Raw genomic sequence first — 26,331 nt, forward strand, 5'->3', positions numbered from 1 at the left:
AAACTGCGGCACGCACCCGGTGAACGGCGGGCTCGTCCGTACTGCCTATTGCCTCGTCGGCTCTGTGCCGGCCAGCCGGATCAGGGTCCTGTCATCGCCTTGGCCGATGACGATACCGATCCAGACTCTTGTGGGGCCAGGCCACCTTGTGGGGCCGGGGGGCTTCTGTGGTCCAGGGACGAGTTGCACTCGCCAGTTTGCCCAGTCGAGCACCTCAGGCACGTCCACGACGGTGACGTCGTAGGAGTCCAACTCCCACTTCATCTGATCCTGTGGGATCTCGGGTAGGGCTGCTTGCTGGCGCCAGAGATTGACTCGGTAAACGGGATGGTCGTCCTCGTGGGCAACATCTGGAGGATCGACCTTCATGGCGACAAACGCTGGTCCCTTTCCCGCGTTCTCGATGATGGAGGAGATCCGGGCGGCCAGGTGTTGTTCCCGCGTCGCGTGGCGACCTTCGACCGTCGAGGCCTGTCGCCCCCACGGCGGGACGTGCGCGGCGGGATTCGCGAACACGTCCTCGCAGAACTCCATGACCTCTCGCAGCAGGGCCTCGGCGCGGTTGGCGCGCGCCTCCCAGTCTTCACTCATGTTGCTGCCCTCTTCGTGGCCAGGCGACAGGTCCGCTATCGGCGACCATCATCGCCCTCCGTGCCTGATGGGCGCAGGCTTGCCAAACACCACCAACGGGCAAAATCGCCAGCTTTCGCCGCTGTGAAAAGGGTGTCCAACCCTCGACTCGGCCGCTAAGTCTACGAGTGTTGACATCCTCGAAAGCCGATGTCTACACTCGTAGACATCCGGCGGGTTCGCTGCCGGGATTCGAGAACTTCGAGGCGAAATCATGGATCTTCAACTGGCAGGCAAGCGCGCTCTCGTGACGGGGTCGAGCTCAGGGCTCGGCAAGGCCATCGCCGAGCGTCTCGCGGCCGAAGGCGTCGGGGTGGTGGTGCACGGCCGCGACGTGGCAAGGACGGAGAAGGTCGCCGCGGAAATCCGTGGCGCCGGCGGACGGGCCGCCGTCGCGATCGGGGATCTCAGCACCGACGAGGGCGCTGAACTCGTGGTGGGCGCGGCACTGGCAGACGCGCCGATCGACATTCTGGTCAACAACGCTGGTGCGTACGCGCAGCTGTCATGGGCCGAGGCCACCCCGGAGACGTGGCGAGCGACGTATGAGGGCAACGTGATCTCCGGCGTGCGGATGATCCAGCGCCTGGTGCCGCAGATGCGGCGCCGCGGATGGGGCAGGGTGATCACCATCGGGGGCGGGTTGGCGACCCAGCCGATGGCCTCGCACCCGCAGTACAACGCCACTTTGGCCGCGCGTCACAACCTCGCCGTCTCGCTGGCGCGCGAACTGAAGGACACGGGTGTGACCTCCAACGTCGTCGCGCCCGGGGCCATCCTGGTGGACCACGTCAAGGAACTCCTGACCGGAATCGCGCCAGCCCGAGGGTGGGGCGAGACCTGGGAGGAGATCGAACGCGGCGCCGTGCGGGACACCATCCCCAACGACACCGGCCGGTTCGGCAGGCCGGAAGAGATCGCCGCGGCCGTCGCGTACCTCAGCAGCCCGCTGGCCGACTACGTCAGCGGCGCCAACCTGAGGGTGGACGGCGGGACGATCCGCAACGTCGCCTGACCACGGCCGCGTCCTGCTGTGGCGCGCGGAGCCCAAGCGAGTAGGGGAGGACGTCGATGTCGCCTCCGTACATAACAGCATCGCCAACCCCGACCTCGTTGAGCGCTACCGCAACGGTTGGACTCTCACCCGTCCGGATCCAGACACCTACTACAGCCAGGGCGGGGAAGGGCATGTCGACTACCCGCGCTTCGCCGACACCGACCCCGCTACGCAGGTCTCGCCCGACCGACCATGATCCGCAGGGCGACCTAGTCCAGGAGCACCTGGAAGAGTCGCTCGAGTATCCGGGTCAACTCCGCCTCGTCGGCCTCGTTCAGCGCTGTACTGCCGACCACCTTGCGCATCATCCAGAACCCGTTGATCAACGCGAGGGCGATCGCTGCCCGGCCGCTCTCGCGGGTGGCGGGGGCAATGTTGAGCAGGTGCTGTTCGACGTGCTTCTCGATGCCCGCACGGAGGATCTCCGCGGCGCGGGGGACGTGGGCTGAACGCAGGAGGAGGAGGAACGGGTCCAGGGTGTCCGCATCCGCCGCGGTACGGCGGACCAGGGTGGCCGCGGCGTCGTGGGCCAGTGTGGCCGGGTCACCGCTCAGCACGGTGCGCTCGGTCAGCGACACCTCCACCACCTCGGCGAAGAGCCCTTCCTTCGAGCCGAAGTAGCGGTTCACCAGCATGGCGGTGACGCCGGCGCGCTGCGCGATCTCGCGGACGCCGACGCCGTCGTATCCCGCGCGGGTGAACGCCTCGACGCCCGCGCGCAGAATCGCCTCTCGGGTGGCGGCTGCGTCTCGGCGGCGTGGTTCAGTCATGTATACGAGTGTAAACATGATCGGCTCGGTTGACCCGCCCGGACCTGCCCGAGGGGGACGAGGGGCGACGCGGCTACAACCGGCGCCCGAGGCCCCGGAACTGGTACTGCATCACGCGGTAGACGCTGTTGTCGCCGGTGTTCCACTGGCTGACCGTGAGGTGCAGGTCGTCCAGCGTCGACCCGGGAATGACGTAGCTGCCGTACAGCTGTGCGACGTGGTTGGTGTCCTGCGCGTCCCAACTCGTCCCGTGGAGGAGTGTGACCCGCTCGGTCTGGCGCAGGTCCTGGGTGGGATGGTCGAGCACCATCGCGTCGATCCGGTAGTTGTCCCGGTCGAACCAGGTGAAGACCCACCGCTTGCCGAGCTGACGCAGAGACATCTCGCCGATGATGTCGTCGATCACGGTGTCCGGTCCGGCGCCCCATCGCCAGGTGTCGCCGTCCCGTCCCCAGGGCTCCCACGCGTCGGGGTTGGTGAGGTCCTGCGGACGTACGCGATGCAGGATCATCGGGCTCTCGCGCAGGAACTCGGCGGTGTAGACGTACACCCAGCCGTCATCGCCGAGTTCCCAGGTGCACAGGTTCCACATCTTGTTGTACGCGTCGCCGGGGAACCGGGCGCCCGAGTCCTGCCAGGTGGCGCCGTTGTCGGTCGAGGTCCAGATGCCGCTCCAGATCACGTTGCCGAAGCCCTGGTTGACCACGGCGTGGAGGTGCATCGTGTCGCCGAGGGTGATCACATCCGAGGGGATGATCGTGGAGATCTCGTCGCCGTGCTCGTACGGGATGAGTTGCGCGGCCGGGACACCACCGACGGCGCCGGAGAACGTCACCCCGGTCCTGAGTAGGCGGGTGTTGGACCACAGCGCCGTCGGGGAACGCCAGTTGTCGCCCCAGTTCGCGCCGCCGAAGCTGTCACCGAAGACGTACAGCGACCGGCCGTCGGGGCAACGGGCCACGCAGCCGAGGTCGACCCAGTCGAGTCCGAACTTCCCGGTGATGTCGGGGCCGGTGAGGTTCTTGACCTTGGTGATCTTGAGCCCGTCCGCGTAAACCGGTGGATACTCCAGCCGGTCGGCGGCGGCGGCGGGTGTCGCGACACCCGCGGCCAATCCGGTACCGATCGCACCGGCGGTGCCCCCGAGCAGAAGGCGCCGCGAAATGCTCGAGGACGGGCGACCAGGCGACGGCATCGGATCAGACATGTGTGTGCTCACTTTCTCGCGCCAGAAAGCGATTTCCCGCTCGGATCGGAGCGTACCGGATACGCATGGTCGACACGAGGCGTACGAGCGTGGACCGATGAGTGCTGCCCCGCCTTGGCCACAGGTCAAGGGATGCCTGCATCCCGGGGGAACAGGGGGACGCAAGTAGCCTGTCACGCGTGCCGCATCTGTTCTCGTACGGAACCCTGCAACAGTCCGATGTGCAGCGTGCTCAGTTCGGCCGTCTTCTGATTGGTCGGCCGGATTCCCTGCGCGGGTATCGGCTCGACTGGCTGACCATCACCGACCCGGCTGTCGTCGCCGTCAGCGGCAGTGACCGGCATCCGGTCATGTCCCGGACCGGCCATGCTGGTGATGCGGTGGCGGGGACGTTGTTCGAGATCACCGAAGCTGATCTGGCGGCGGCTGACGACTACGAGGTCAGTGACTACACCCGGGTCGCTGTTCGGCTCGAGTCCGGCATCGACGCATGGACCTATCTGGCCGTCGAGGTGTCGCCCGGCGACGGCAGTGAGGGAGTCGCATGAGGGGACCTGCTCAGACCACGGATCTGCGCGCGCTTCTTCGGAGCGTGCCGACTCTGACCGGAACCGCGCCCGCGTTCGATCCTGCGACCGCGCCGCCGGATCCGGCCGCACTGTTTGTCGACTGGCTTCTGGCCGCGATCGACCAGGGCGTTCCGGAACCCGCCGCGATGACCTGTCGACCGTGGACGCGGAAGGAAAGCCCTCGGCCCGGGTGCTGATCCTGAAGAACGTCGAGGAGGCCGGGTGGCAGTTCGCGAGCAACTCCACCAGCCGCAAAGGTCTCGAACTGGCCGAGCGACCGGCCGCGGCGTTGACGTTCTACTGGGTACCGATGGCACGTCAGGTACGGATCAGTGGCACTGTCGTGGCGTCGGAGCCGGATGAGAGCGCACGCGATTTCCTCGCCAGGTCCGAGTCTGCTCGGGCTGCCGAGCTGATGGGCAGGCAGAGTCATCCGCTCGGCGCCCAGACAGACATGGACGAGGCCCTGGCCAAGGCCTCGGCCCGGATCGGCGAGGACCCCGACACGGTCGCGCCAGGCTGGACCCTCTACACCCTGCGGCCTGAGGAGGTGGAGTTCTGGCAGGCAGACCCGGATCGGCGCCACCTACGCCTGCAGTACCGACGACACGACTCGGCCTGGACCCGCACCCTGCTGTGGCCGTGACGAGTTAGCGCCGATTCTCGTGTCTAGCGGTGGCGCGTCGGTGGCTCCAGGATGTTGGGCGGCTCCGGGCTGCTTTCGCCTATGGGCATGTGATTGTGATGGTCGTTGCGCCCGAAGCGGGTGATCGGTCAGGGTCGATCTGACTGCCTGTTGTGGCGGATTTCGGATTGTCGTCCGACCCGGATGTGATGAGCGAGCACGATCTCACTTGGAGTACGACGGCGGGAGAGACGCAGCGATGGCTGCCGTTGCGCTCTGTCGCCGCCAGTGATCGGCGTGTCATGTTGACCGCGATCGTGTCGCTTGCTGTAGTTGAATCGTGGAACAAGCAGCGATATCCACCCCCGAAGCGGCCCGTCGGGGCAGTGAGTACTTCGCCGCCCCAGCAGCGGCGAACCAGCGTCGTTACGAGGCACTGCGCGCGTACCTGTTCGAGGGAGTCTCAGCGGCGGAGGCGGCGACCCGCTTCGGCTACACCCTGACGACGCTGCAGTCGCTGGTGCGGGACTTCCGGGCCGGACGCTGCGAGTTCTTCCAGAGCTCGCGTCCGGGCCCGAAGACGGCCCCGGCCAAGGAAGCGGCCCGCACCAGGATCATCGAGCTGCGCCGGTTGGGCCACTCGGCCCACGAGATCGCTGCCGCGCTCGCCGAGGAGGACACTCCGCTCAACCGCACCGGGGTCGCCGAAGTCCTGGCCGAGGAAGGGTTCCCACGCTTGTGGCCCCGTCCGCACGCCGAGCGCGGCCTACCCCGACGCGAATCCCAGCCCCGCACCAAGGTGATCGACTTCGCCGTCCTGCCCGCCCACGCCGACACCCGGATGGCCGGGCTACTGCTGACCATCCCCGATCTGGTGGCACTGGACCTGCCCGGCCTGGTGCGGGCCGCGGGCTATCCCGGCACGTCTGTGATCCCGGCGATCAGCTCGATCCTGTCGCTGCTGGCGATCAAACTCACCACCACCCGCCGCGTCTCCCACATCGACGACATCGCCACCGACCCCGGTGCGGCGTTGTTCGCCGGGCTGACCAGCCTGCCCAAGGCCACCGCGCTGACCACCTACTCCTACCGGCTCGACCACACCCGGCAACAACGATTCCTTGCCGCACTGGACAAAGCCAGCCTCGCCGCAGGGCTCGCGCACGGCGAGGCGATCAACCTCGACTTCCACGCCGTCATGCACTGGGGCGCCGACCCCGCGTTGGAAAAACACTACGTGCCCAGACGTTCGCAACGCACCCGCTCAGTGTTGACCTTCTTCGCCGAAGACGCGGCCACCCACACCCTGCTCTACGCCAACGCCGACCTCGCCAAAGCCAACCAGAACAACGAAATCCTCGCCTTCGCCGACCACTGGCGCACAACCTCCGGAGCGGACCCGAAACTGTTGATCTTCGATTCCAAGGTCACCACCCAGGCCCAGCTCGCCGACCTCGACGCCCGCGGCATCGCCTTCATCACCCTGCGCGCCCGCACCCCGAAACTCACCGAACACCTACATGCCTTGCCCGCCAAGGACTGGACACCACTCACCATCGCCCGAGCGGGCGGGAAAACCCGCCGTGTCCGCGTGATCGAAGACCCCGCCGCCACACTCTCGGCCTACCCCAGCACGCTACGCCAACTCGCCATCACCGGACTCGGGCACGACGAACCCACCATCCTGATCACCAACAATCGCACCACCCCGACCAAACACGTGATCGAGGCCTACGCCAGGCGGATGAACATCGAACAACGCCTCGCCGAAGCCATCCGCTCCTTCGGCCTGGACGCCCTCGCCGGCGCGGTCCCCCTCAACATCGACCTCGACGTCGTGCTCTCCGTACTCGCCCACACCATCTGCGCCGCGCTCCGCCGACGCCTCCCCGGCTACGCCACCGCCACACCCGACACCCTGCAACGCCGATTCCTCTCCACCGGCGGCACAATCGAAAACCGCGATAACGAAACCATCGTCCGCCTCGACCGACGCGCCTACTCACCCGTCCTCCGCCACGCCGACCTCCCCACCACCGAAGTCCCCTGGTGGGGCGGACGACACCTCCGCTACGAATACGAGTGATCAAGCTGGGGTTGAATCCGCTGCGCGAGAATCAGCGTTAGCGTCCTACTCCGCTGGGTATGTGCACTACCTGCCGGAGTCCCCGGCAGTGTTCGCGAACGGATTCCGCCATGCGTCTGTCCACCCGTAACCAGCTCACCGGCAAGGTCGCCTCGATCGAGGTGGGAGCGGTGATGACTGTCGTCAAGGTCGATCTCGACGGAGGTCAGCAGGTGACGGCCTCGATCACCAAGGACGCCGCCGAGGAACTCGAGCTCGCCGTGGGCACGCCTGTCACCGCGCTGATCAAGTCCACCGAGGTCATGCTCGGTGTCGAGTAACACGGCCCAGCCATGACTCACCACGTTCCTCGACGGCGGTGCGGCGAACGTAGCGCGGCGGATACCCGACCGGATTGAACCGGCGACGACCTACGGGCAGTCTGTAGGGATGACGTTCACGGCACACCTGTCGGAGGATGCACCGCGGCGCACCGGGACACCTCCGCGGCCACCGGCAGAGGGTGTGCCCTGGCTCGAGGCACGAAACGCCGCGCACGCCGCGCCGGACCCCCTTCCCGCGCGGCGGGTGGATCTCGAAAGCGCTGCCGGCCTGACTCTCGCCGAGCCCATCGACACACCAGTCGCCCTACCGGCGTTCGACACCGCCGCGATGGACGGGTTCGCGGTTGCCGGCGACGGACCGTGGCAGGTGGTGGGACGCGCGTCGGCCGGGGAGGTCTGGTCCGGTCACCTCGCGGCGGGCGACGCCGTGGTGATCAGCACGGGCGCACAGGTTCCACGTGGAGCCGACGCGGTGCTACCGGTCGAGCAAGCCCACCGTGACGGTGACCGGGTCAGCGGCAGGCCGCAGCCTTCCAGGACCCACATCCGTCGTCGCGGCGAAGACGCGCCGGCCGGACGACGGTTGGCAGAGGCAGGCGTCAGGATCGGTCCCGCACTGCTCGGGTTGGCAGCCACGTGTGGGCGGGACGCCCTGACGGTCAGGCCGCGCCCACGGGTACTCCTCCTGGTCACCGGTGACGAGCTCAGGAACCACGGGGTCAGTGGTGGCGGGCAGGTCCGGGACGCGATCGGCCCAACCCTCGGTCCACTGGTGCACGAGTTGGGCGGAGAGGTGACCGGGCGACGCTACGTGCCGGACCGGCCCGTCGGGCTGCTGGCGAAGGAACTCGGGACGTCCGCGGATCCTGGCCGCGAGGCGGACGTGGTGATCGTCAGCGGCTCCACCTCGGTCGGCGAGACCGACCAGCTACGGCAGGCCCTCCACTCCTGCGCCGCGCGATGGATCGTGGACACGGTGGCCTGCCGCCCCGGACATCCGCAGATCCTGGCGAGACTGCCCGACGGACGTTGGCTGGTCGGACTTCCAGGGAACCCGTTCGCCGCGCTGGCATCGGCGTACACGCTGGTTGCGCCGCTGCTCGCCGGTCTCGCCGGTCGTTCCCTACCTGGTCTGCCACTCGCGGCCGTGACTGGCGACGTCCGACCCGCGCGTGGGCTGACCCGCCTGCTTCCGGTCACCTGGGACGGCGCGTGCGCCCGGATCATGTCCGGGCACCGTGCGGCGTTCCTGCACGGCGCCGCGCTGGCGGACGCACTGGCCGCCCTCCCTCCGGACTGGACGCCCGGCGCGCCCGCGCCGCTCGTTCTCCTCCGGTGAGTGGTACCGAAGGGGCCGTCCGTCATTCCGACAGCTGGCGGACCTGATGGTCGGCGTCCTCGACTGACGGCGCATTCCAGCTGGCGAGGATCCGCAGTTTCTCTTCCGACGGGGAACCCCGGTCAGCTCGATAGACGACGATGCGCTGGCCCTTGCCACCGGGAAAGGCCATCGTCTCGTAGTGCAAGGTCATCTCGCCGACTGCTTCGTGGAAGAACTTCTTGATCCGTACGAGTGTTCGTAGAGTCGGTATTCTGCCCAGAACCGTGCGAATTCGGGCGACGCCACCGCGATCTCGCCCACGATCTGCTCGAGTACGGGATCTGCCGCCCGGTCGGCCGCGAGTTGGCGCAGGAGCGCCTGGACCGAGGGGACGTGCGGTACCGGTTCGTCATCGACGTCTCCACTCTCGGCGCCTCGAACTAGGTCGCCACTCCCCACGAGGGCAGCGCCAGTCTCGACCTACCGCGTGTGCTCGTCGGCCTGAGCCTGGTGACCAGACCCTGGCCCCACAAGCGGACCCACCGTCGCTTGGACCTCCACCGTGGCGAGTCGTTTGGAGAGTACTCGCTTGTTGAGTTCGTAGGCGGTGATGGCAAGCAGGTAGAACACGGCGTCCGCGCCGAACTTCGCGACAATGACCGCGACGGCGTGGTGGTCGGTGAACATGAGGGGCAACAGGTAGAACAACCCAGGGCGCACGACGAAACTGTCCAGTGCCTCGGCAGGCCCGAACTCCATCAGGGCGTCACGCAAGCCGTGTACGCCCGTGAGCCACAAGCGGCGTGCGGTCGCGTGGTGGGCGTGTAGCCGCCAGTAGCGGACCACTTCGCGACCGACGGCTATCGAGTAGTAGCCGATGTTCTCGCAAAGTACGGCCGCTACGGCCGCGACGGCGAGATGTTCCGTTATCCAGTACGCAACCCAGTAGCCCGCGAGGGCGGTGGCGGTACCAGCGATCTCGGCTGGGGCATACCTGACAAACCACTCGCGAAGCTTGCGCATTACGCGGCCACGTTGCACCGTCATGACAATCCTTTGTTTCAAACCACAGTTTCACGGCTGGTCCACTGGATTCAGCGCCTTGTTTTCCTCTACGCCGCCTGCGGTCTGCGTGGCCGAAAGTTCGGGCAGAAAGGTAGCATTCCTTACGCGGTATCTGGCCGCGTGCAGCGTTCGATACGCGCAGTTCACTGTCAACTTGCCCCAGTGCACTGTCCCGTTCCCCGCAAGGTCGCTACCGGGCCATTGGTCAGATGGGCCTGGCCTGAATACGACGGACCGCCCCGTCGACTGAGAGCACCTCGGCGAAGCCGAAGGCCATGACGGCAAGGACGGCGCGTTGCAGGTCGTCCGCGTCGACGGGCCCGGTTCCGGTACCGGGGAGCGTGAAGCAGGCGGTGCCGTCAGAGAGAAACAGCACCTTGAAGTCACGGGCGGCCGCCTCTCGTGCTGTGGTGTCGCAACAGGCATGTGTGGCGATGCCGCCGATGAGCAGGGTGTCGATCTGTGCCGCGCGCAGAATGAGGTCGAGGTCCGTTCCGTAGAAGGCGCCGAAACGGGGCTTGCGGATGAGGATGTCCCCGGGGTGGATGTCGGCCAGGGGATGGGGTTCGGCGAGCGGATTCTCCTCGTCGATCATCCCGTCTGCGACCGGCGGCAGTATCTCGCTCAGGATGCCGGTGTTGCTCCCGTCGGCGCGTACGACATGCACGGTGTGAATCACGGTGATCTGGTGGTCGCGGCAGACGCCGGCGAGCCGGCCGAGTCGTTCCGCGACCGCAGGACCGTCTGGAGCGGCCACCGGCGACCCCTCCACGAACACCCGCTGCAGATCGACGAGTAGCAGGGCGGTGCGAGTCGGCTCGATGGGGAAGTGAACCATGCCCGGGTCCTTCCTGAGCATCGTGTGGCATCACCGCGGACGTGAACGTTCGGCCGCGCCCGAACCCCCGTGCCGCAGGCGATCCCTATGAGCCCATTCATCGCAAAAACGTCGGCCCTTGGCCATACCGACGTGGAAGGCATCGATGTTCCTGTCGGCGACGCTTGGTGATCGTCGTCGTGGCCAGGTTTCGTTCGAGGTGCGTCGTCGGTGACCGGCAGTTCCATGATGCCTTCGGGACAGGAGAAAGCCAGGAAGGACCCGAGCGAGTGGCGCCGTACCAGCGCGCGCGAGGCAGGTGTCAGAACCGCCAGCGGGTCTGGCTGAACGGCTGGCCCTTGCCGAAGCCGAAGGCCGTCGAGGGTGCCACTTCGTAGACCAGCGCGTCGCCGCCCCGGATGCTGTCGCTCAGGCCGTGGAACGTGCCGTCGGGTGCGGTGAAGTGAGGGCCGTACTTGGTCTCGTAACCGGTGGCGATCCGGTCGAGCGTCGCCTTGTCGTCCACGGTCCGCGCGTCGCCTTCCACCACGATGTCGTAACCCTCGTCGAGGTCGTTGCGGCCGGTGGTGAGGATGCAGTGCGGGCGGCTGGCCAGGTTCTTCGCCTTGCGTTCCTCCGGGCCGGTGCAGAAGTGCAACGCGTCGTCCAGGAGGACGCCGATCAAGGGCGTGACGTGGGGTCGACCGTCCGCGCGTACCGTCGTCAGCCAGTAGATCTCCGCGGCATCCAGGTGCCGTCGGGCGTCCGCCCAACTGGTCGGTGTGGCGTCCTCGTTGCCGTACCTCGGGTCAAGGGCGGTCACCGGGTCCTTGGTGGCCATCGTGTCTCCGTTCCTGGTGGACGTGTCTGCGAGTTGAGACGTCGCCCAGGGCGGAAACTCATCGGTCGCCGAGGTCGCGGACAGCCCAGTCGTTCACGGCCAGCCGTCCGGTGGTGCCGAGGTCGATCCCGCCGCTCGGGGCGATGATCTGGGTCGGTTCGCCTGGAGCCGGTGCGATCTCCAGGTAACGGCCGTCCGTGGCCCGCACCGTCGAGTCAGTCACCGTGTTGCGCCACAGGATTCGCGCCGTCACCTGCTCACCTGGCCGCAACGTCACCGGGCGCGGCGGGACGTCATAGCTGTCCGGCGCACTGACCGGGGAGGATCCGTTGCCGACCGTGATGTCGAGCGGCTGCCGGTCCTCGTCCAGGACCCGGACCACCGGATAGCCGTTCGCGGTGTAGTCGCGGGTGCCGCAGTTGGTCAGGCTGATGCCGAGTGCTCGCAGACCCATGGCGCTGTCCACCTCACCCGCGGTGATGGCGACTCCCGACTTCGGGCAGGCGGCAGCCGTGCTGGTCGGGGACGGGCTGGGTGGGACTGGGGGCGGAACCGGGGCGGGGCCGGAGCAGGCGACGAGCAGCGCGGTCCCGGCGAGCAATGCGGTCCCGCCGAGCAGCGTGCGGACGCGGCGGATCGTCATCGCCGGGTCAGGGTGGGCGTCGAGGTCACCGGACCGAGGATCCCACGGCTCCTCGATGAGGCGGTCGTCCGGCTCTGGAGAGGCAGGGCGCGGGTTCGCCACCGCACCCGGGGCGGTCGCCGAGCGCTGGCCTCACGCGTTGGTCCTGGTCGCGACGGGCCGCTGGTCTCGTGTCCTCGCCGCTCACCGGTGCCTACCGTGCCTGGGAGACGGCATCAGTTCTCGCGTCCGCCGAGCCGCAGAGGAGAACCCATGCTGAAGAAACTGCATGATCTTGGAATCAAGTCGGAGTACGCGTATATCGCCGGCATTGTCAGTATCGGGCTCGCGGCCGCGTCCTGGCTGGTCTCGAACCGGAAGGAACGAGCCGGGGTGGACCGTGCCGACCGATGGGGAATCTTCGTCGGAGAGTGGGCGCCCACCTTCATCGCCCTGGGGAACGGCCTGCGCAGCTACGAACTTCAGGAAGAACTCCAGGAAGAGGGAGTGACGAAGATCCCGCAGCAGGCGACCGAGGAGGAGCGTCGCGAGCGGGCCGGGGTGTCGTCGTCCTGACGCCGGGCCGCTGATCCGCTGGCGGGCCTTCGGGCGTACGCGGCTCGTCAGCCTTCGTGGCCGTTGAGTTCGGCGCGTACCCGTGGGGCGACCTCGGTACCGAGCAGTTCGATGGAGGTGAGGACGTCGCGGTGAGGCATGCCGCCGATGTCCATCTGCAGGAACTGACGATCGTGGCCGAGGTGCCGATGCAGATCGATGATCCGCTCGGCGATCTCCGTGGGGTCGCCGGCGAAGGTCATCCCGCCGGGTGAGTAGTTCTCCTCGACCTCCTCCCAACGGGCGGGGAGGGACCGGCCGGCGAGGGCGAAGGACGCGACCTCGTGCTGGTGGAAGCGCTTCTTGGCGGCCAGTCCGTCGCGGCCGACGAAGCCGTGGCTGGCGACGGAGATGGCCAGCCGCTGCGGGTCGACCCCCGCCTGTTCGGCGCTCTGTCGGTACAACTGCCCCAGCCGGCCCCAGTGTTCGGGCGCGCCACCCAGCGCACCGTAGGAGATCGGCAGGCCGGACGAGCCGGCCCGCACCGTCGAGCCGGGATTGCCGCCCGTGCCGAGCCAGATCTTCAGCGGTTCCTCGGGCCGGGGAACAACCACAGCCTCCTCCAGCGGGGGCCGGAACGGGCTCTTCCAGTCGACGCGTTCCTGGTCGTTGATCGCCAGCAGCAGGCCGAACTTGTCGGCGTAGAGGCGGTCGTAGTCGGCCAGGTCGTAGCCGAACAGGGGGAAGGAAGCCGTCGAGGAGCCGCGACCGGCGATGATCTCCACCCGGTTGCCGCTGACGATCGCCGCGGTGGCCGCCTGCTGGTAGAGCCGGATCGGGTCGTCGGTCGACAGGACGCTCACCGCTGTCGAGAGCGTGATCCTCGATGTCGTCGCGGCCGCGGCGTTCAGAACGGAGATCGGCGAGGACACCGGCACCTGCTCGTGGTGATGCTCGCCGACGCCGAAGAAGTCCAGGCCGACCTGCTCGGCGAGGCGGATCTGCTCCAGCACGTTCCGTACGGCCTGCGCATGAGTGACCAGGTTGCCGTCACCGTCGCGTCCCGCCACACCGAAGCTGTAGGCGCCCAGCTCAAATCTCATCCCGCTGCTCATTTCTCGGCAGGGCCGCCTCCGTCCGGCGCCGCCTGGTGGTTACCTTCGGTTCCCTAGTACCTTGAAGGAACCACGCGGCGGGAGTCAATCAGGCACTTTGACCTGCCCGGGTAACCCGGAGGTAACCATGACCGGTCCCGCCACCGCCGCACCTTCCGCGCCTTCCGCGCCTGCCACACCCGCGTCACCCCTGTCCGGGCCGAGCGGCTGCCGGGCACGAGAGGTCCTCGACCTGGTCGCCGGCAAGTGGTCACTCGCCGTCGTCGACACCCTCGGCGCGGGTCCGATGAGATTCAGCGAACTCAAGCGCGCGATCGGCGGCATCAGTCAGCGGATGCTCACCGTCACCCTGCGTGGGCTGGAGCGGGACGGGATCCTCACCCGCACCGTGTACGCCGTCATGCCGCCCAACGTCACCTACGAGCTCACCACCATGGGCAGGACGCTCCTCGAGGCGACCCGCCCCGTCGTCCAGTGGAGCCTTGAGAACATCGCGGCGATCGACGCGGCGCGCGCGGAGTTCGACGCCAGTGCGGAGCCGTCCTGAGCCCACGAGTGAAGTAAGGCTGCCCTAAGCTGTCGGTCATGACTGAGTCGAAGGTCGGGCACCGGCGTCGTGATCTGCTCCGATTCGCGGGTGTGGGAGCGGCAGCGGCACTGCTCGGCGGCTGCGGTGCCGCTGGCGGCGACCGAAGTGCCGACGAGTCCGGTGGAAGGTCGCCGTCCCCGTCCACGGCGGGTCGCGGTGGCGGCTTCCCGGTCACCATCGACGGCGTCGAGGGAGCGATCACCCTCGACGCGGCTCCGACCCGGGTGGTGTCGGTGGGCCAGTACCGAGACACCGACGCCGCCGTCGCGTTGGGTGTGGTTCCGCTGGCGACGCCCAACCTCGATCACTTCATGCAGGGCGGTATCTCTCCGTGGGTGCGCGAACGCCTCACCGGTGAGCCGCCGGCGCTGTTCGAGTTCGCCGACGGGTTGCCGTTCGAGCAGCTTGCCACGTTCGCACCGGACCTGATCCTCGCCACCGACCACGTGGACCTGGACAAGGACTACGCGACGCTCACGGGGATCGCTCCGACCCTTTCGAAGGTGTCCGGCTACCGGGATGCGGGTCAGTGCTGCGCCTTTCAGGGCGGGGGAAGGGTTCGTGCTGGGAGGGCCATCACGGCGCGAGCAGTGTCTTAGTTAGGTCGGGCGGTTTTGTTGCTCGATATATTGCTTCACGACGCTCAGGGGGTGGCCCGCCCGCGGAGGCCGCGAGGTTGGAACCCGATCAGGGTTTGTTGGCCTGGTAGTGGTGGGGTAGGAGGTCGGGGAACTCCTGTCGCAGGTGGTGGGAGGGGACGCCTTTGAGGCTGTTGACCGGCCGGGCCATTGCCGTCTTGGGCGGGTGGTTGACTCCGTAGGTGTGCGTGGTTGTTCTCGCGGTTGAACTGGACCAGTTCGGCGTCGAGGGCGGCGCGCACGTCCGCAATGATCTGTTCGATCCGGGACGGGTGCCGGTTGCCGAAGACTTTGTGCGGGAACTTCGTGACGAAGACCAGGACGTGTGTCGCGAGAACACGGTGTCGGCCGGTGCGGATGTCTTGGAGTTCGGCCATGAATCATTTGTAATGTTGTGTGGTGCAGCTTCGGTACAACTACCGTGTCTATCCGACGCCTGGCCAGCGGATCGGGTTGGCCAGGGCGTTCGGGTGTGCGCGGGTGGTGTTCAACGACGGGTTGCGCCTGCGTCAGCGGGCCCGTGAGGCAGGCGAGAAATACATCTGCGACGCGGAGTTGTCGGCCCGTGTGATCACCGAGGCGAAGCGAACCCCTGAGCGGGCGTGGCTGGGGGAGGTGTCGGCCGTGGTGTTGCAGCAGGCGCTGGCGGACCTGAACAGCGCCTACCGCAACTTCTTCAACTCGGCGTCAGGTAAGCGCAAGGGCCGCAGGGTCGCCCCGCCGAGGTTCCGTTCGCGTAAGGACAACCGCCAAGCTGTCCGTTTCACCAGGAACGCCCGGTTCAAGGTCTGCGACAACGGCCGGCTCAGGTTGGCGAAGATCGGTGAGGTGGAGGTGGCCTGGTCGCGTGGCCTGCCGTGTGAGCCGTCGTCGGTGACGATCATCGCGGACGCGGCCGGCAGGTACTTCGCGTCGTTCGTCGTCACGACCGGTCATGGGGAGGCGCTGCCGCCGGTCGATTCTGAGGTGGGGATCGATCTGGGGTTGACACACTTCGCGGTCCTCTCAGATGGCCGGAAGGTCGCCGCCCCGAAGTTTTTGCGCCGCGCGGCCCGCAAGTTGCGCCGGTTGCAGCAGGGGCTCTCCCGTAAGAAGAAGGGTTCGGCCAACCGGAAGAAGGCGCTGACCCAGGTCGCTCGTGCTCATGCGCGGGTTGCCGATACCCGGCGTGACTGGCAGCACAAGCTCTCGACCCAGATCATCCGCGAGAACCAAGCGGTCTACGTCGAGGACCTGTGTGTGGTCGGTCTGGGCCGGACCCGGCTCGCCAGATCGGTGCACGATGCCGGGTGGGCCAGTTTCACCGCCATGTTGGAGTACAAGGCGGGCCGGTACGGGCGGAGGTTCGCCCGGGTGGACCGGTTCTTCCCATCTACTCGCCTGTGCTCGGCCTGCGGGCTGGTCAACAACAAGATGGCGTTGAACCTCCGGGCGTGGGACTGCGCCTGTGGAGCGGCGCATGACAGGGACGTCAACGCCGCGAAGAACATCAAGGCCGCTGGACAGGCGGACTTCAACGACCGTGGAGCGCAGGTAAGACCAGTACGTGTGCTGGCACCGCGCGGCGAAGCGGTAACCCACCCAGACGCCACGCGTTCCACGCGTAGCGTGGAGGGAATCTCCGCCCTCTAGGGCAGAGAGGATGTCAAAACCGCGACCCCTGGCAGCTCTCACCACGACCAGGGTCGGCAAGGCGCTCGGCCGCTCCGACGCGGCCACAGCAGTGGTGGCCAAGGTGGAGAACGCGGTCAAGACCGCGCGCGAGACCAACCCGGGCTTCGCCGGCAGGACGTTCACCATCGGACCCGTCCAGCCGGACGGAACGATCTTCACCATCAACAACGCCACGGATTCGTCCGCGCTCTTCAAGGCCCAGCTCGGCCTGAAGCTCTCGTCCAAGCTGACCGGTCTGCCGCCGGGTAACTTCCCCGGGCGCGCGACGGTCAGCCGCGAGCGCCTGGACGTCCTCGACGCCGACGTCATGATCCTCACGTTCAACACCCCGCAGGCACGCACCCGGCTCGAGGCGGACCCACTGTTCAAGCGAATCCCCGCGGTCAGGCGTGGCGCCTACATCCCGCTCGACCTGCCGACGGCGATCGCGATGGCTTTTCCGACGGCGCTCAGCATTCCCTACGCGCTGGACCGAAGCGTCCCCAAGATCGCCAAGGCGCTCGCCAGCTGAGGACCGCGGTCAGCGGACGAAGGGAAGGTCCGGGGTGCGGGCGGCACGGCTGGCCTTCGCCGCCAGGTAGCCGGCGTTGGCGGGGGAGAGGTACACCCCGGTCGGCACACACTCGGTCACCGTCAGGCCCAGCTGGACGAGCTGCTCGGCCTTGTCCGGGTTGTTGGTCAGCAGGGCGACGCGCTCCGCGCCCAGGGTGGCCAGCATCTGGGCGGCGGCGGTGTAGTCACGCTCGTCCTCACCGTGGCCGAGCGCGACGTTGGCTTCGTAGGTGTCCAGGCCGGCGTCCTGCAGGGCGTAGGCGTCGAGCTTGGCGTACAGGCCGATGCCGCGTCCCTCCTGGCGTAGGTAGAGCAGGAAACCACCGGCGGCGGCGATGCGTTCGACCCCCTCGCGCAGTTGCGGGCCGCAGTCGCAGCGCTGGCTGCCGAACACGTCGCCGGTCAGGCACTCGCTGTGCGGGCGGACGAGTGGGGGCCCGTCGGTGTGCTGCCGGTGGAGTGAGCCCACCCAGTCACCGAGTCCGAAGGCGAGATGCTCCCGACCGTCCACCAAGCCGTCGAAGGAGAACACCCGCGCGGTCGTGGCGTATCCGTCGGGGAACCGCAACGGCACCGTGACCTGGGTCCGAACCGTCGCGACGGGCAGTCCCTCGTCCATCGTTCTCCTTCGTTGAACCGTGCCGAACCGCGATCAGCAGGACGGCGGCGCCGGGAAGGCTCGCGACGAGCACCAGCGCGCCGTACACCATCGCGGTCGCGATGCCCTGGGCGGCGGTGAGTCCGGCCGCGCCGAACGCCCAGGCGGCGACGCCCTCGCGAGGCCCGAAGCCGGCGACGTTGGCCGGCACCCCCATGGCCAGGAGGGCCAGAAACGTCAGTGGCACCAGTTGCGACAGCGGTGCGGTGGCGCCCGCGGTCCGCGCCGCGACCAGGAACGTCGCCAGGTGCCCCGCGACGACGACGGTGGAGGCGAGCAGGACGCCCAACCACTTGCCGTGGGCGAGCAGGCCGTCGTGGACGTCGGCCCGGGTGGTGCGCAGCGCCTGCGCCCACCGCGCGTGCCCACTCCGGGACACTGCCCGAACCAGCAGGACGGCACCGAGCCCGCCGGCCAGCACCAGCCCGGTCGCGGCCGGCAGATACGACCGCACCGGTGACGGGAACGCGAACAGGACGGCCAGCGCGATCCCGGCCTGGACGACCTGGCCGGCGGTCCGTTCCCACACCACCGCGCGGATGCCACGGCCGACATCGCCGGCGTCCCGTCCGTGGCGAACCGCCCGGTGGACGTCGCCGAGCACACCGCCGGGCAGCGTCGAGTTGAGGAACACCGCGCGGTAGCAGTGGGCAACCGCGGTACCCAGCGGCAACCGGACGCCGAGGCCTCCGGAGACGAGGCTCCAGCGCCAGGCGCAGCACACCGTGGTCAGCGCGCCGATACCGAGCGCCACCGCGAGCGCCCAGCCGTCGATCAGGCGGAGCCCGTCGAGGAACGGGCCGGTGCCCAGCAGGCAGAGCAGGAGGGCGAGGATGCCCAGCCCACCGACCGTTCGCACCAGGGCCCAGTTCGACCGCGTCACCGGGACGCCGCCCGGCCGCTCGGGCGAAGGTGCCATGGACGTGGCGCCGGAACCTTTCGCATGGGGCCTCCCAAGAAGAATCTCTTCTCGGTACACGTGCCGCAGCGATGAAGGTTCATTCACAGTTGGCGAGAAGGTCGAGGTGCTCGACGACGACTCCGAGCCGGCCAGCGGCCGCGTCCGCGAGACGGCGCTGGGCGTACGTGGTCGCCCGGTCGGTCAACTCCGGCTGCTGCTCGGCGGCCGCGCCCAACCAGCCCTCGAACCACTCGGCGGTCAGGTCGGCCCGGTCCGCGCCGAGCCGCCAGGGGCTGGGCCGTACCAGCACCTCGACCCCACGCCGGCCGAACGCCTCGATGGTGGCCTCGACCGCGTCCGGCCCGAGCAGCGTCCGGCCGCCGACCGTCCGGCGCTGGTGGGCGTTGAACGCCTCGGCGACCTCCGCGTCCAACGGGTCGGACGGGGTGAGCGTCACCCGGCCGATGACCGAGATCGTCAGCAGGGTCGGGCAACCGGCGGCGGCCCACACCGCCACGATCCGCTCGATCTCCTCGGCGGTGAGCATGTCGAGCAGCGCGGACGCCGTGACCAGGCCGGCGCCGGTGAGGTCGTCGGCGTTCAACCGGGTGATGTCGCGCTGCCGGGTCTCGACGGTGACGGGTGCCCCGTCGGCGCCCGTGTGGATCATCTCGGCCCGGGCGTGTTCCAGCAGGTCGGCGTCTCGGTCGTACATGACCCAGTGCTGCGGGCCGGGCAACCGCGGGGCCAGCCAACGGCCCATGGATCCGGTGCCGGATCCGAGGTCGTGGACGACGGTGCGCGGGGTACCGGCCAGGTGCCGGCGGACCCGTTCGACGAACTCCGGCGCGCGGGCGGCCGCGTCGGCGGGCTCCCGGAGCCCGAGCCAGGCCGCACTGACGCGGCCGATCTCCTCGGTCATGCCGGCCTCCTCGGTCACGCGGCCCTGCTCGGTCACGCGGGCCTGCTCGGTCATGCGGGCCTCCCCGACGTCACCAGCGCGGCACCGAGGACGTTCGACAGCAGCGCGGAGGTGACCGCCCAGCCGGTCAGTGTGCCGCGGCGGCCGCGGGCCGAGCGCCGCACCTGCTCGCGCAGGTCGGCGTCGCCGAGCCAGCGCCGCAGCGCGCCGGCGAGGGCGGCCGGATCGGGTTCCACGAGCAGGCCGGGCCGGCTGCCGTCCGGCGCGTGTCCCAGGGCCTCGGGCAGCCCGTTCACCGCGCTGGCCAGGACCGGGGTGCCGCGCGCCAGCGCCTCGGTGACCACCATGCCGTACGTCTCGCCGCGCGACGCGAGTACCAGCAGGTCGGCGGCGGCGTACGCGGCGTCGAGGTCGTCGCCGGTACGCGGACCGACGAGGCGCACCCTGCCCGCCAGGCCGGCACCGCTGATCTGGCGCCGGAGCCGGTCGACGAAGTCCGGGTCGAGGGTCAGCGAACCGACGCACTCACAGGTCCACGGCAGGTCGGCGACCGCCGCCAGGGCCGACGCCAACACGTCGTGTCCCTTGTGCGGGGTGACGGCCGCGACGCACAGCAGTTCCGAACCGGCAGCCGATCCGGGCACCACGGGTGCCTCGTCCACTCCGGGTGTGGCGACGTGGACCCGATCGGCGGGCAGGCCGTACAGGTCGATCAGCCGCTGCCGGGTCCACGCGCTGGTCGTGACGACGGCGACCGCCGCGGCGAGCGTGTCGCCCTCCGCGTGGCGCGGTTCCACCGCCGCCTCGCCCAGCGGCAGGTGCACCAGGACGACCAGGCGCAGCCGGCGCGCCTGCGGCACCAGCACGTCCGGTACGGCGGAGGCGACCAGGCCGTCGAGCAGGACCACCGCGTTGTCGGGCAGTCCGGCGAGGACGCGGGCGAGGTCGGCCCGCTCCGTCGCGTCGGGCCGGGGCCAGCCGCCGTGGACGGCGTGTTCGTGGACGGCCCATCCCGACGCGGCCAGCCCCTGGCAGATCCGCCGGTCGTAGGCGTTCCCGCCGCTCGGCGTGGTCGGGTCGTCGATGTCGTTCGGCAGGATGACGTGGACCGCCCGCGGGCCCGCACCGCTCGCGGTCACAGCGTCCGCTCGTAGCTGGCCCACGCGATGTGCGACTCGTGCAGCGTGACCGCGATGCCGTCCAGCCCGCGGGCGCCCTCGCCGAGGGCTCCGGCGTGGACACGGTCGGCGAGCCGGTCGGCGATCACCTGGGCGAGCGCCTCGGTCGAGGTGTTGATCCCGGCGAACGCGGACTCCTCGTCCAGGTTGCGGTAGTTGAGCTGGCCCAGGACGGCGTTCAGCTCCTGCGAGGCGAGCCCGATGTCGACCACGATGTTGTCGGCGTCGAGCGCGGCCCGGCGGAACGTCGCGTCGACGACGAACGTCGCCCCGTGGAGTCGTTGTGCGGGTCCGAAGACCTCGCCCCGGAAACTGTGGGCGATCATGATGTGGTCGCGGACGGTCACGCTGAACAAGGTCACTCTCCGTAGGTGATCAGGTGGCACAGCGCGGGCAGGGTGCCCGCGGCCAGTCGAGGGAGTACGTCCGGGAGCTCGTCGAGCCGGGACGTGCCGGTGATCAGGACGTCGAAGACGGGATCGTGCAGCAGTTCCAGGGCCAGCGCCAGGCGGTCGGCGAAGGTCCGGCTGGCCCGTCGGGCCGGGGAGACCATGCCCACCTGGCTGCTGCGGATGCTCAGCCGCCCGGAGTGGAACGCCCCGCCCAACGACAGGTTCACCGTACGGTCGCCGTACCAGCTCAGGTCGACCACTGTGCCCTCGGGCGCGAGCAGGTCCAGCGACCGCTGGAGCCCGGCGGGCGACGCGCTCGCGTGCACCACGAGGTCACGCCCCTCGGCTGCCTCCGGCGGCAGCGCGAACTCCACCCCCAACGCTTCGGCGACGCCGGAGCGGCCCGGATCGGCGTCGACCAGCTGCACCTGGACGCCGGGAAACCGGGCGAGGAGGGCGGCGACGCAGCAGCCGACCATGCCGGCGCCGACCACCGTGATCCGGTCGCCGACGAGGGGCGCGGCGTCCCACAGGGCGTTCACCGCGGTCTCCACGGTTCCGGCCAGCACCGCTCGGGCGGGGGGAACCCCCTCGGGCACGGCGACCACGGCGGAGGCCGGGACGACGTACGCGCTCTGGTGCGGGTAGAGGCAGAAGACGGTACGCCCGAGCAGGTGTGCGGGGCCCTGCTCGACGACGCCCACGTTCAGGTAGCCGTACTTCAGCGGACCGGGGAAGTCGCCCTCCTGGAACGGTGCGCGCATCGCGGCGTACTGGCTCACGGGCACGCCCCCGGAGAAGACCAGGGTCTCGGTGCCCCGGCTGATCCCGGAGTACCGGCTGCGGACGAGCACCTCGTCGGCGCCGGGGTCGGGCAGCGTCACCGACCGGATCTCGCCCACGCCGGGCGATCGCAGCCAGAAGGCGCGCGCGTCACGAGTCACCGGCTCCTCCTCACCTGAAAACCGATCGAACCGACGGGCCACATTGTGCGTGGTTCCCTTTCAGGGACGTCCACAGGACAGGAACGGAGGCGGCGTGCGCACGGTTCACCGTGGGGCTACCCCGGATGCGAGACCCCCCGCCACCGGGCGACCGGCGGGCCTGATCCGGGACGACACTGCCCCCATGCTGTTCGCCCAGGGCCGGGCCGGCGCACACGAGGAGACGCGGACATGAGTCAGTTCGAGGCTGTGCTGTTCGACGCGGGCGACACCCTGATCCGGCTCTCCGGTAGCGGCGAGACGCTGCTGCACCGGGCGGCGGCCAGCCTCGGCGTCGACCCGCTCGACCCGGAGGAGACGGCCCGGGTGTGGCAGCGGGTGCTCGCTCGCAGCAGTACGGCCGAGGAACTGGCGAAGGGCCGCGACCTGTCCAACGCCCGGCACCGCGAGGTGTGGACCGCGCTGTACACCTTCGCCGGCTGTGAGCAGCTGGCCCCCGGGCTGAGCGAGGAACTGTACGCACTCACCGTCAGCGCCGGGTCCTGGGAGGCGTTCCCGGACACCCTGCCGATCCTCATGGCCCTGCGTGACCGAGGGCTCCCGGTCGGCATCGTCAGCGACACCGGCTTCGACCTGCGCCCTGCCATGGACCTGCTGGGGCTGTCGCCGTTCGTGGACACGGTGGTGATGTCCTTCGAACAGGGGATCTGCAAGCCCGCCGTCGAGGTGTTCCTCACCGCCTGCGACCGGATGCGGGTCCGTCCGGAACGGACCCTGATGGTCGGCGACAATCCGCTCACCGACTCCGGCGCGGTGGCCGCCGGACTGCACGTCTTCCTGTTGCCGCCGCCGGTGCGGACCGGTCCTCGCGGACTTCGCCACATCCTGTCCCTGGTCTGACTCCGCCCGGAGCGGGACACCGAGGCGACACGGAGGGGGACACCGAGGGGGGTACGCAAGTCCCGCTTGTCACCAACGGGGACCCACTCGGAACGGGTAGCCGTCCCGGCACAGGGGAATGTCAAACCTCGGGGGAACGCGGTATCGAGTTTTTGTCTCTCCACATCATTTCCACCCGACGGACAGCGGATGGAAATTCCACGGGCCGCTCGAAACCGATGAGGCTGGGTCCGGACAACTCCTGACCGGCGAACGCCGGGCCCGCGGACGACACCGGGTTCGGCGCCATGGAGGGGCGGGGTGGAGTTCCAGTACATCGCCGATCTCGTCGGCAAGGGTGTCGACGGCGTAGGCGTGGTCGTGATCGTGGTGGGCGTGCTCGTCGCGACGGTTGTTGCCGTCGTCCGGCTGGCTCGTCGTGAAGAAAGGATTTACCAGGCCTACCGTCGACGCCTCGGACGGTCCATATTGCTCGGGCTGGAGTTCCTCGTCGCCGGCGACATCATTCGAACCGTCGCGGTCGCACCGACGTTCACCAGCGTTGGCACGCTGGCCGTGATCGTGGCGGTCCGCACCCTCCTCAGCTTCTCCCTCGAACTCGAGATCACCGGGCGGTGGCCATGGACCAAGTCCTCCGGCGCGGCGTCCACCGGCGCCCCGAAGGACGGGTGACCGCCGGCGACCGTGGCCGGCTTCGTACCGCCGCTCGGGTAATTGGCCGCCCGACAGTGCCACGATGGGGGTAAGCCGACACAGGGTGGGCGGGTAACGGAGGGATCAGCCATGGACGCCGATCGGCCGGTGTACCGCGTCCAGCCGGAGCGGGGCCGCTGGAAGCTGAGCCGGAACGACGAAATGCTCGAGATCTTCGAGGCCAAGTTGGACGCGGTCGAAGAAGGCCGTAAGCGGGCGCGCGCCGAGCATCCCAGCCAGCTCGTCATCCATGGTCGTCACGGCGTGGTCGAGGTCGAGTCGATCTACTAGTACACGTCGTTGACGTTCGAGCGGTTTGAAGCTAAGTTGCCCAGGCAACGCAAGGGCGATTGTTCGCTATTCGCTTTCTACGATGACGTTTGAACATCCTCGGCCGCATTCTCAAGGGTGTTCGGTTCCGGCGGCACAGGCGACGACATCGGCGTTACGGTTCCGGTGGCGACCAGCGAATTTCGCAATGCCTTCGACGGGTCTTCCCCGTCGGCCGGCCACGGCAATGATCCCTGTCCCAGACCGCGAAGGACACATCATGGACCCTATCGACCAGCGTCATGGCCTCAGCAGGCGTCGGCTTCTCGCCAGCTCTGCCGTGGCCGCCGTCACCGCCACGATCCTTCCCGCCTGCTCCGAGTCCTCCACCGGTGCGAGTCGCGGAGGAGAGGGTGGCTCTGCCGCCGTGAACCGCAAGGGCTCTCCGACCAAGCCCATAGCACCACCCACACAGTTGAAGGAAGCGCCGGCACTGGCCAGCCGGGTCAAGGCCGGCGAGCTTCCACCGCTCGAGAAGCGCATGCCGGCTCGCCCCTACGTCGTTCCGCATCGCTGGCTGCAGGTCGGGAAGTACGGAGGTTCGCTGCGCATGCCCGCGTCCGCCTCCGTCACCTTCTCACCGTCCACCCTGTTGTACGGGCACGCGCCGCTGCGCTGGCTCAACGACTCCCAGGACCTCGCGCCTGGTCTCGTGGAGTCATGGGAGTCCAACGACGACGCCTCGCAGTGGACGCTCCACCTGCGTCAGGGCGTGCGCTGGTCCGACGGGACGCCGTTGACCGCGGACGATGCGATGTACTGGTGGAAGGACCTCGTTCTCAACGAGGACTATCCCGCCGTCGCGCCGGACAGTGGACGGTCGAGCAAGGGAACGCCGATGACGCTGTCGGCGCCTGACGCGCATACCCTCGTGATGGACTTCGACAATCCGAGCGCGGTCGTGATCTTCCAACTCGCCCGGTACATCCAATGGGACGTGTGGTTTCAGCCCAAGCACTACCTGAAGCAGTTCCACGCCGCCTACAACAAGAAGGTGGGCAAGGACTGGGCCAACATCCACGCGGACAGGATGAACACCGCACAGAACCCTGACTGTCCGACCCTGACCGGATGGAAGCTGCACTCCTACCGGGAAGGGGTGAGCATCACCTGGGAGCGCAACCCCTACTACTGGTGCGTCGACCCTGACGGTAACCAGCTTCCCTACATCGACGAGCTCGTCATGCCGCTGTTCCAGGACCCCGAGGTCGCCAAGCTGCAGATTCAGAACGGCCAGGCGGACTACGTGGGCGGCTGGGGCTCCTCCGTGCCGATGACGCTCGCCGACGTCAGTGGACTGAAACGCTCGGCGAAGAAGAGCAGGATGCGGGTCCTGCTCTGGAACACCGGCACCGGTGGAACTCCGGCATTCTTCTTCAACTACGACTACCCAGAAGAAGCGATGCGAGAACTGATCCGCAAGCCGGAGTTCCGGCAGGCGCTCTCGCACGCGCACAACCGCGAGGAAGTGCGGAAGACGCTCTACTTCAACACCGGGGAGATCACGACCGGGACGCACAGCCCGCAGTCGGTCGAGTACCACACCACGGCAGAGGGACCGAAGATGTACCGGTCCTGGCGGGACAGTTACGCCGCATACGACCCCGAGAAAGCCAAGCAGATGCTCGACAAGCTCGGGGTGGTCGACTCCGATGGCGACGGAATGCGGAACATGCCCAACGGCGACAAGCTGACCGTGGTGGTCAGCTACTCGGCGGAGAGCACCGCCGAAAGCATCACCTACAACGGTCTCCTCAAACGTGACTGGGAGCAGATCGGCATCTCGGTGCAGCTCGATCCGCAACCACCGACGGGATTCGACGAACTGTGGCAGCGTGGCGAGCTCATGTCACAGGGCGGCTGGGGCCTGACGACCCTGCACGACCATCTCCTCCTCTACTACTGGTTCTGCTCGACGGAACCGACCGTCTGGGCGCCCTTGCAGGCGCAGTGGTGGAAGGTCCGGGGTACGCCCGCCGAGCACACCGAGGCCGACGTCAGCCCCTGGAAACGCACCCCGCCCCGACTCGAACCGGAAGCGGGCGGGCCCATCGATCGGCTCTGGAAGGGACTTGCCCAGGCGCTCTCCGAGCCCGAAGCACTCAAACGGACCCAGCTGGTGTGGGACATGATCAAGATTCACGTCGACGAGGGCCCGTTCTTCCAGGGTTCGGTGGCGAACTTCCCTGTCCCGGTCGTCGTGCACGAGGATCTCCGCAACGTGCCCGAACGTGACCAGCTCGCGTTCGGCGGCCTCGTCAACACCTGGTCCCACCCGACGCCCGCCGTCTACGATCCCGAGACCTACTTCTGGGCGAATCCCGCAGAGCACACCTGACGCTGGTCCGTGGCCGTGG

Annotated in this window: 30 protein-coding genes and 1 pseudogene; 15 read left to right on the plus strand and 16 right to left on the minus strand. The window is 68.5% G+C overall.

Annotated elements, in window-relative coordinates; translation table 11 throughout:
• Positions 1-45: 45 nt before the first annotated feature.
• Positions 46-591 carry a hypothetical protein gene (locus HEB94_RS12760; RefSeq protein ID WP_192750079.1) on the minus strand — a complete coding sequence of 182 codons (546 nt, stop codon included), beginning with the start codon at positions 589-591 and terminating at the stop codon, positions 46-48.
• Positions 592-844: 253 nt separating this feature from the next.
• Here HEB94_RS12760 and HEB94_RS12765 point away from each other — a divergent pair, with 253 nt between their 5' ends.
• A complete protein-coding gene (locus HEB94_RS12765) occupies positions 845-1,645 on the plus strand; it encodes an SDR family NAD(P)-dependent oxidoreductase (RefSeq protein WP_192750080.1) in 801 nt (266 codons plus the stop codon).
• Between the two features lie 251 nt (positions 1,646-1,896).
• Here HEB94_RS12765 and HEB94_RS12770 read toward each other — a convergent pair whose 3' ends face one another.
• Positions 1,897-2,457 (minus strand): TetR/AcrR family transcriptional regulator, encoded by a 561-nt coding sequence (locus HEB94_RS12770; protein WP_202896312.1) that lies wholly within the window; start codon positions 2,455-2,457, stop codon positions 1,897-1,899.
• Between the two features lie 73 nt (positions 2,458-2,530).
• Positions 2,531-3,664, minus strand: coding sequence for a DUF4185 domain-containing protein (locus HEB94_RS12775; RefSeq protein ID WP_238361507.1), 1,134 nt, complete (start codon positions 3,662-3,664; stop codon positions 2,531-2,533).
• Positions 3,665-3,765: 101 nt separating this feature from the next.
• On the opposite strand from HEB94_RS12775, the gene HEB94_RS12780 reads away from it, so the two are divergent.
• The 5 genes from HEB94_RS12780 (at position 3,766) to HEB94_RS12800 (ending at position 8,606) form a co-directional block, all read left to right on the plus strand.
• Complete coding sequence (locus tag HEB94_RS12780) at positions 3,766-4,212, plus strand: gamma-glutamylcyclotransferase (RefSeq protein WP_202896313.1); 447 nt, start codon at positions 3,766-3,768, stop codon at positions 4,210-4,212.
• 181 nt (positions 4,213-4,393) lie between these two features.
• The gene (locus tag HEB94_RS12785; protein ID WP_202896314.1) at positions 4,394-4,879 is read left to right on the plus strand and encodes a pyridoxal 5'-phosphate synthase; all 486 of its coding nucleotides are present in this window, start codon (positions 4,394-4,396) and stop codon (positions 4,877-4,879) included.
• A gap of 319 nt (positions 4,880-5,198) precedes the next feature.
• The gene (locus tag HEB94_RS12790; RefSeq protein ID WP_192748203.1) at positions 5,199-6,944 is read left to right on the plus strand and encodes a helix-turn-helix domain-containing protein; all 1,746 of its coding nucleotides are present in this window, start codon (positions 5,199-5,201) and stop codon (positions 6,942-6,944) included.
• 110 nt (positions 6,945-7,054) lie between these two features.
• Entirely contained in the window at positions 7,055-7,264 is a 210-nt protein-coding gene (locus HEB94_RS12795) for a TOBE domain-containing protein (RefSeq protein ID WP_192750082.1), read from the plus strand.
• Between the two features lie 109 nt (positions 7,265-7,373).
• Positions 7,374-8,606 carry a molybdopterin molybdotransferase MoeA gene (locus HEB94_RS12800; RefSeq protein ID WP_192750083.1) on the plus strand — a complete coding sequence of 411 codons (1,233 nt, stop codon included), beginning with the start codon at positions 7,374-7,376 and terminating at the stop codon, positions 8,604-8,606.
• A gap of 22 nt (positions 8,607-8,628) precedes the next feature.
• Here the strand turns inward: HEB94_RS12800 and HEB94_RS54565 are convergent.
• The 5 genes and pseudogenes from HEB94_RS54565 to HEB94_RS12830 all read right to left on the minus strand — a co-directional run bounded on the left by HEB94_RS54565 (position 8,629) and on the right by HEB94_RS12830 (position 11,954).
• Positions 8,629-9,047: pseudogene (locus HEB94_RS54565) on the minus strand (MmyB family transcriptional regulator).
• 21 nt (positions 9,048-9,068) lie between these two features.
• The gene (locus HEB94_RS12815) at positions 9,069-9,635 is read right to left on the minus strand and encodes a hypothetical protein (protein WP_192750085.1); all 567 of its coding nucleotides are present in this window, start codon (positions 9,633-9,635) and stop codon (positions 9,069-9,071) included.
• Positions 9,636-9,858: 223 nt separating this feature from the next.
• Positions 9,859-10,491 carry a cysteine hydrolase family protein gene (locus HEB94_RS12820; protein ID WP_192750086.1) on the minus strand — a complete coding sequence of 211 codons (633 nt, stop codon included), beginning with the start codon at positions 10,489-10,491 and terminating at the stop codon, positions 9,859-9,861.
• Positions 10,492-10,792: 301 nt separating this feature from the next.
• Positions 10,793-11,311: a pyridoxamine 5'-phosphate oxidase family protein gene (locus tag HEB94_RS12825; RefSeq protein WP_192750087.1), complete on the minus strand. Its 519-nt coding sequence runs from the start codon at positions 11,309-11,311 to the stop codon at positions 10,793-10,795.
• A gap of 58 nt (positions 11,312-11,369) precedes the next feature.
• The gene (locus tag HEB94_RS12830) at positions 11,370-11,954 is read right to left on the minus strand and encodes a DUF4232 domain-containing protein (RefSeq protein WP_192750088.1); all 585 of its coding nucleotides are present in this window, start codon (positions 11,952-11,954) and stop codon (positions 11,370-11,372) included.
• 252 nt (positions 11,955-12,206) lie between these two features.
• Here HEB94_RS12830 and HEB94_RS12835 point away from each other — a divergent pair, with 252 nt between their 5' ends.
• On the plus strand, positions 12,207-12,509 hold the full coding sequence (locus tag HEB94_RS12835) for a hypothetical protein (protein ID WP_192750089.1): 303 nt from the start codon (positions 12,207-12,209) through the stop codon (positions 12,507-12,509).
• 47 nt (positions 12,510-12,556) lie between these two features.
• On the opposite strand, the gene HEB94_RS12840 is transcribed toward HEB94_RS12835, so the two are convergent.
• Positions 12,557-13,591: an LLM class flavin-dependent oxidoreductase gene (locus HEB94_RS12840; protein WP_192750090.1), complete on the minus strand. Its 1,035-nt coding sequence runs from the start codon at positions 13,589-13,591 to the stop codon at positions 12,557-12,559.
• Between the two features lie 139 nt (positions 13,592-13,730).
• Here HEB94_RS12840 and HEB94_RS12845 point away from each other — a divergent pair, with 139 nt between their 5' ends.
• Positions 13,731-14,150 (plus strand): winged helix-turn-helix transcriptional regulator, encoded by a 420-nt coding sequence (locus HEB94_RS12845; protein WP_192750091.1) that lies wholly within the window; start codon positions 13,731-13,733, stop codon positions 14,148-14,150.
• A gap of 38 nt (positions 14,151-14,188) precedes the next feature.
• Complete coding sequence (locus tag HEB94_RS12850) at positions 14,189-14,791, plus strand: TroA family protein (protein WP_192750092.1); 603 nt, start codon at positions 14,189-14,191, stop codon at positions 14,789-14,791.
• Positions 14,792-14,835: 44 nt separating this feature from the next.
• On the opposite strand, the gene HEB94_RS54570 is transcribed toward HEB94_RS12850, so the two are convergent.
• Positions 14,836-15,207, minus strand: coding sequence for a transposase (locus HEB94_RS54570; RefSeq protein WP_202896315.1), 372 nt, complete (start codon positions 15,205-15,207; stop codon positions 14,836-14,838).
• Between the two features lie 22 nt (positions 15,208-15,229).
• Between HEB94_RS54570 and HEB94_RS12860 the strand changes: the two genes are divergently transcribed.
• Positions 15,230-16,462 (plus strand): RNA-guided endonuclease InsQ/TnpB family protein, encoded by a 1,233-nt coding sequence (locus HEB94_RS12860; protein ID WP_192750093.1) that lies wholly within the window; start codon positions 15,230-15,232, stop codon positions 16,460-16,462.
• 10 nt (positions 16,463-16,472) lie between these two features.
• Positions 16,473-17,015, plus strand: coding sequence for a TroA family protein (locus tag HEB94_RS12865; protein ID WP_192750094.1), 543 nt, complete (start codon positions 16,473-16,475; stop codon positions 17,013-17,015).
• A 9-nt stretch (positions 17,016-17,024) separates the two neighbouring features.
• Here the strand turns inward: HEB94_RS12865 and HEB94_RS12870 are convergent, their stop codons facing one another.
• The 6 genes from HEB94_RS12870 to HEB94_RS12895 all read right to left on the minus strand — a co-directional run bounded on the left by HEB94_RS12870 (position 17,025) and on the right by HEB94_RS12895 (position 22,051).
• Entirely contained in the window at positions 17,025-17,588 is a 564-nt protein-coding gene (locus HEB94_RS12870; RefSeq protein WP_337917644.1) for a GTP cyclohydrolase II, read from the minus strand.
• On the minus strand, positions 17,530-18,633 hold the full coding sequence (locus HEB94_RS12875; protein ID WP_238361508.1) for a lysylphosphatidylglycerol synthase transmembrane domain-containing protein: 1,104 nt from the start codon (positions 18,631-18,633) through the stop codon (positions 17,530-17,532). The genes HEB94_RS12870 and HEB94_RS12875 overlap by 59 nt, the downstream gene beginning before the upstream one ends.
• 79 nt (positions 18,634-18,712) lie before the next feature.
• Complete coding sequence (locus tag HEB94_RS12880) at positions 18,713-19,591, minus strand: methyltransferase domain-containing protein (RefSeq protein WP_202896316.1); 879 nt, start codon at positions 19,589-19,591, stop codon at positions 18,713-18,715.
• Positions 19,588-20,676: a glycosyltransferase gene (locus tag HEB94_RS12885; RefSeq protein ID WP_192750096.1), complete on the minus strand. Its 1,089-nt coding sequence runs from the start codon at positions 20,674-20,676 to the stop codon at positions 19,588-19,590. The genes HEB94_RS12880 and HEB94_RS12885 overlap by 4 nt, the downstream gene beginning before the upstream one ends.
• A complete protein-coding gene (locus HEB94_RS12890; protein ID WP_337917645.1) occupies positions 20,673-21,077 on the minus strand; it encodes a 6-pyruvoyl trahydropterin synthase family protein in 405 nt (134 codons plus the stop codon). The genes HEB94_RS12885 and HEB94_RS12890 overlap by 4 nt, the downstream gene beginning before the upstream one ends.
• Positions 21,074-22,051: an NAD(P)-binding protein gene (locus HEB94_RS12895; RefSeq protein ID WP_192750097.1), complete on the minus strand. Its 978-nt coding sequence runs from the start codon at positions 22,049-22,051 to the stop codon at positions 21,074-21,076. The genes HEB94_RS12890 and HEB94_RS12895 overlap by 4 nt, the downstream gene beginning before the upstream one ends.
• Positions 22,052-22,282: 231 nt before the next feature.
• Here HEB94_RS12895 and HEB94_RS12900 point away from each other — a divergent pair, with 231 nt between their 5' ends.
• The 4 genes from HEB94_RS12900 (at position 22,283) to HEB94_RS12915 (ending at position 26,312) form a co-directional block, all read left to right on the plus strand.
• A complete protein-coding gene (locus HEB94_RS12900; protein WP_192750098.1) occupies positions 22,283-22,951 on the plus strand; it encodes an HAD family hydrolase in 669 nt (222 codons plus the stop codon).
• Positions 22,952-23,251: 300 nt separating this feature from the next.
• Positions 23,252-23,623, plus strand: coding sequence for a DUF1622 domain-containing protein (locus HEB94_RS12905; protein WP_192750099.1), 372 nt, complete (start codon positions 23,252-23,254; stop codon positions 23,621-23,623).
• Positions 23,624-23,734: 111 nt separating this feature from the next.
• Complete coding sequence (locus tag HEB94_RS12910) at positions 23,735-23,935, plus strand: DUF2188 domain-containing protein (protein ID WP_192750100.1); 201 nt, start codon at positions 23,735-23,737, stop codon at positions 23,933-23,935.
• Positions 23,936-24,194: 259 nt separating this feature from the next.
• On the plus strand, positions 24,195-26,312 hold the full coding sequence (locus tag HEB94_RS12915) for an ABC transporter substrate-binding protein (protein ID WP_192750101.1): 2,118 nt from the start codon (positions 24,195-24,197) through the stop codon (positions 26,310-26,312).
• The last annotated feature ends 19 nt before the right edge of the window (positions 26,313-26,331 follow it).

The sequence above is a fragment of the Actinopolymorpha pittospori genome (assembly GCF_014873875.1).
In the GTDB taxonomy this organism is placed as follows: domain Bacteria; phylum Actinomycetota; class Actinomycetes; order Propionibacteriales; family Actinopolymorphaceae; genus Actinopolymorpha; species Actinopolymorpha pittospori.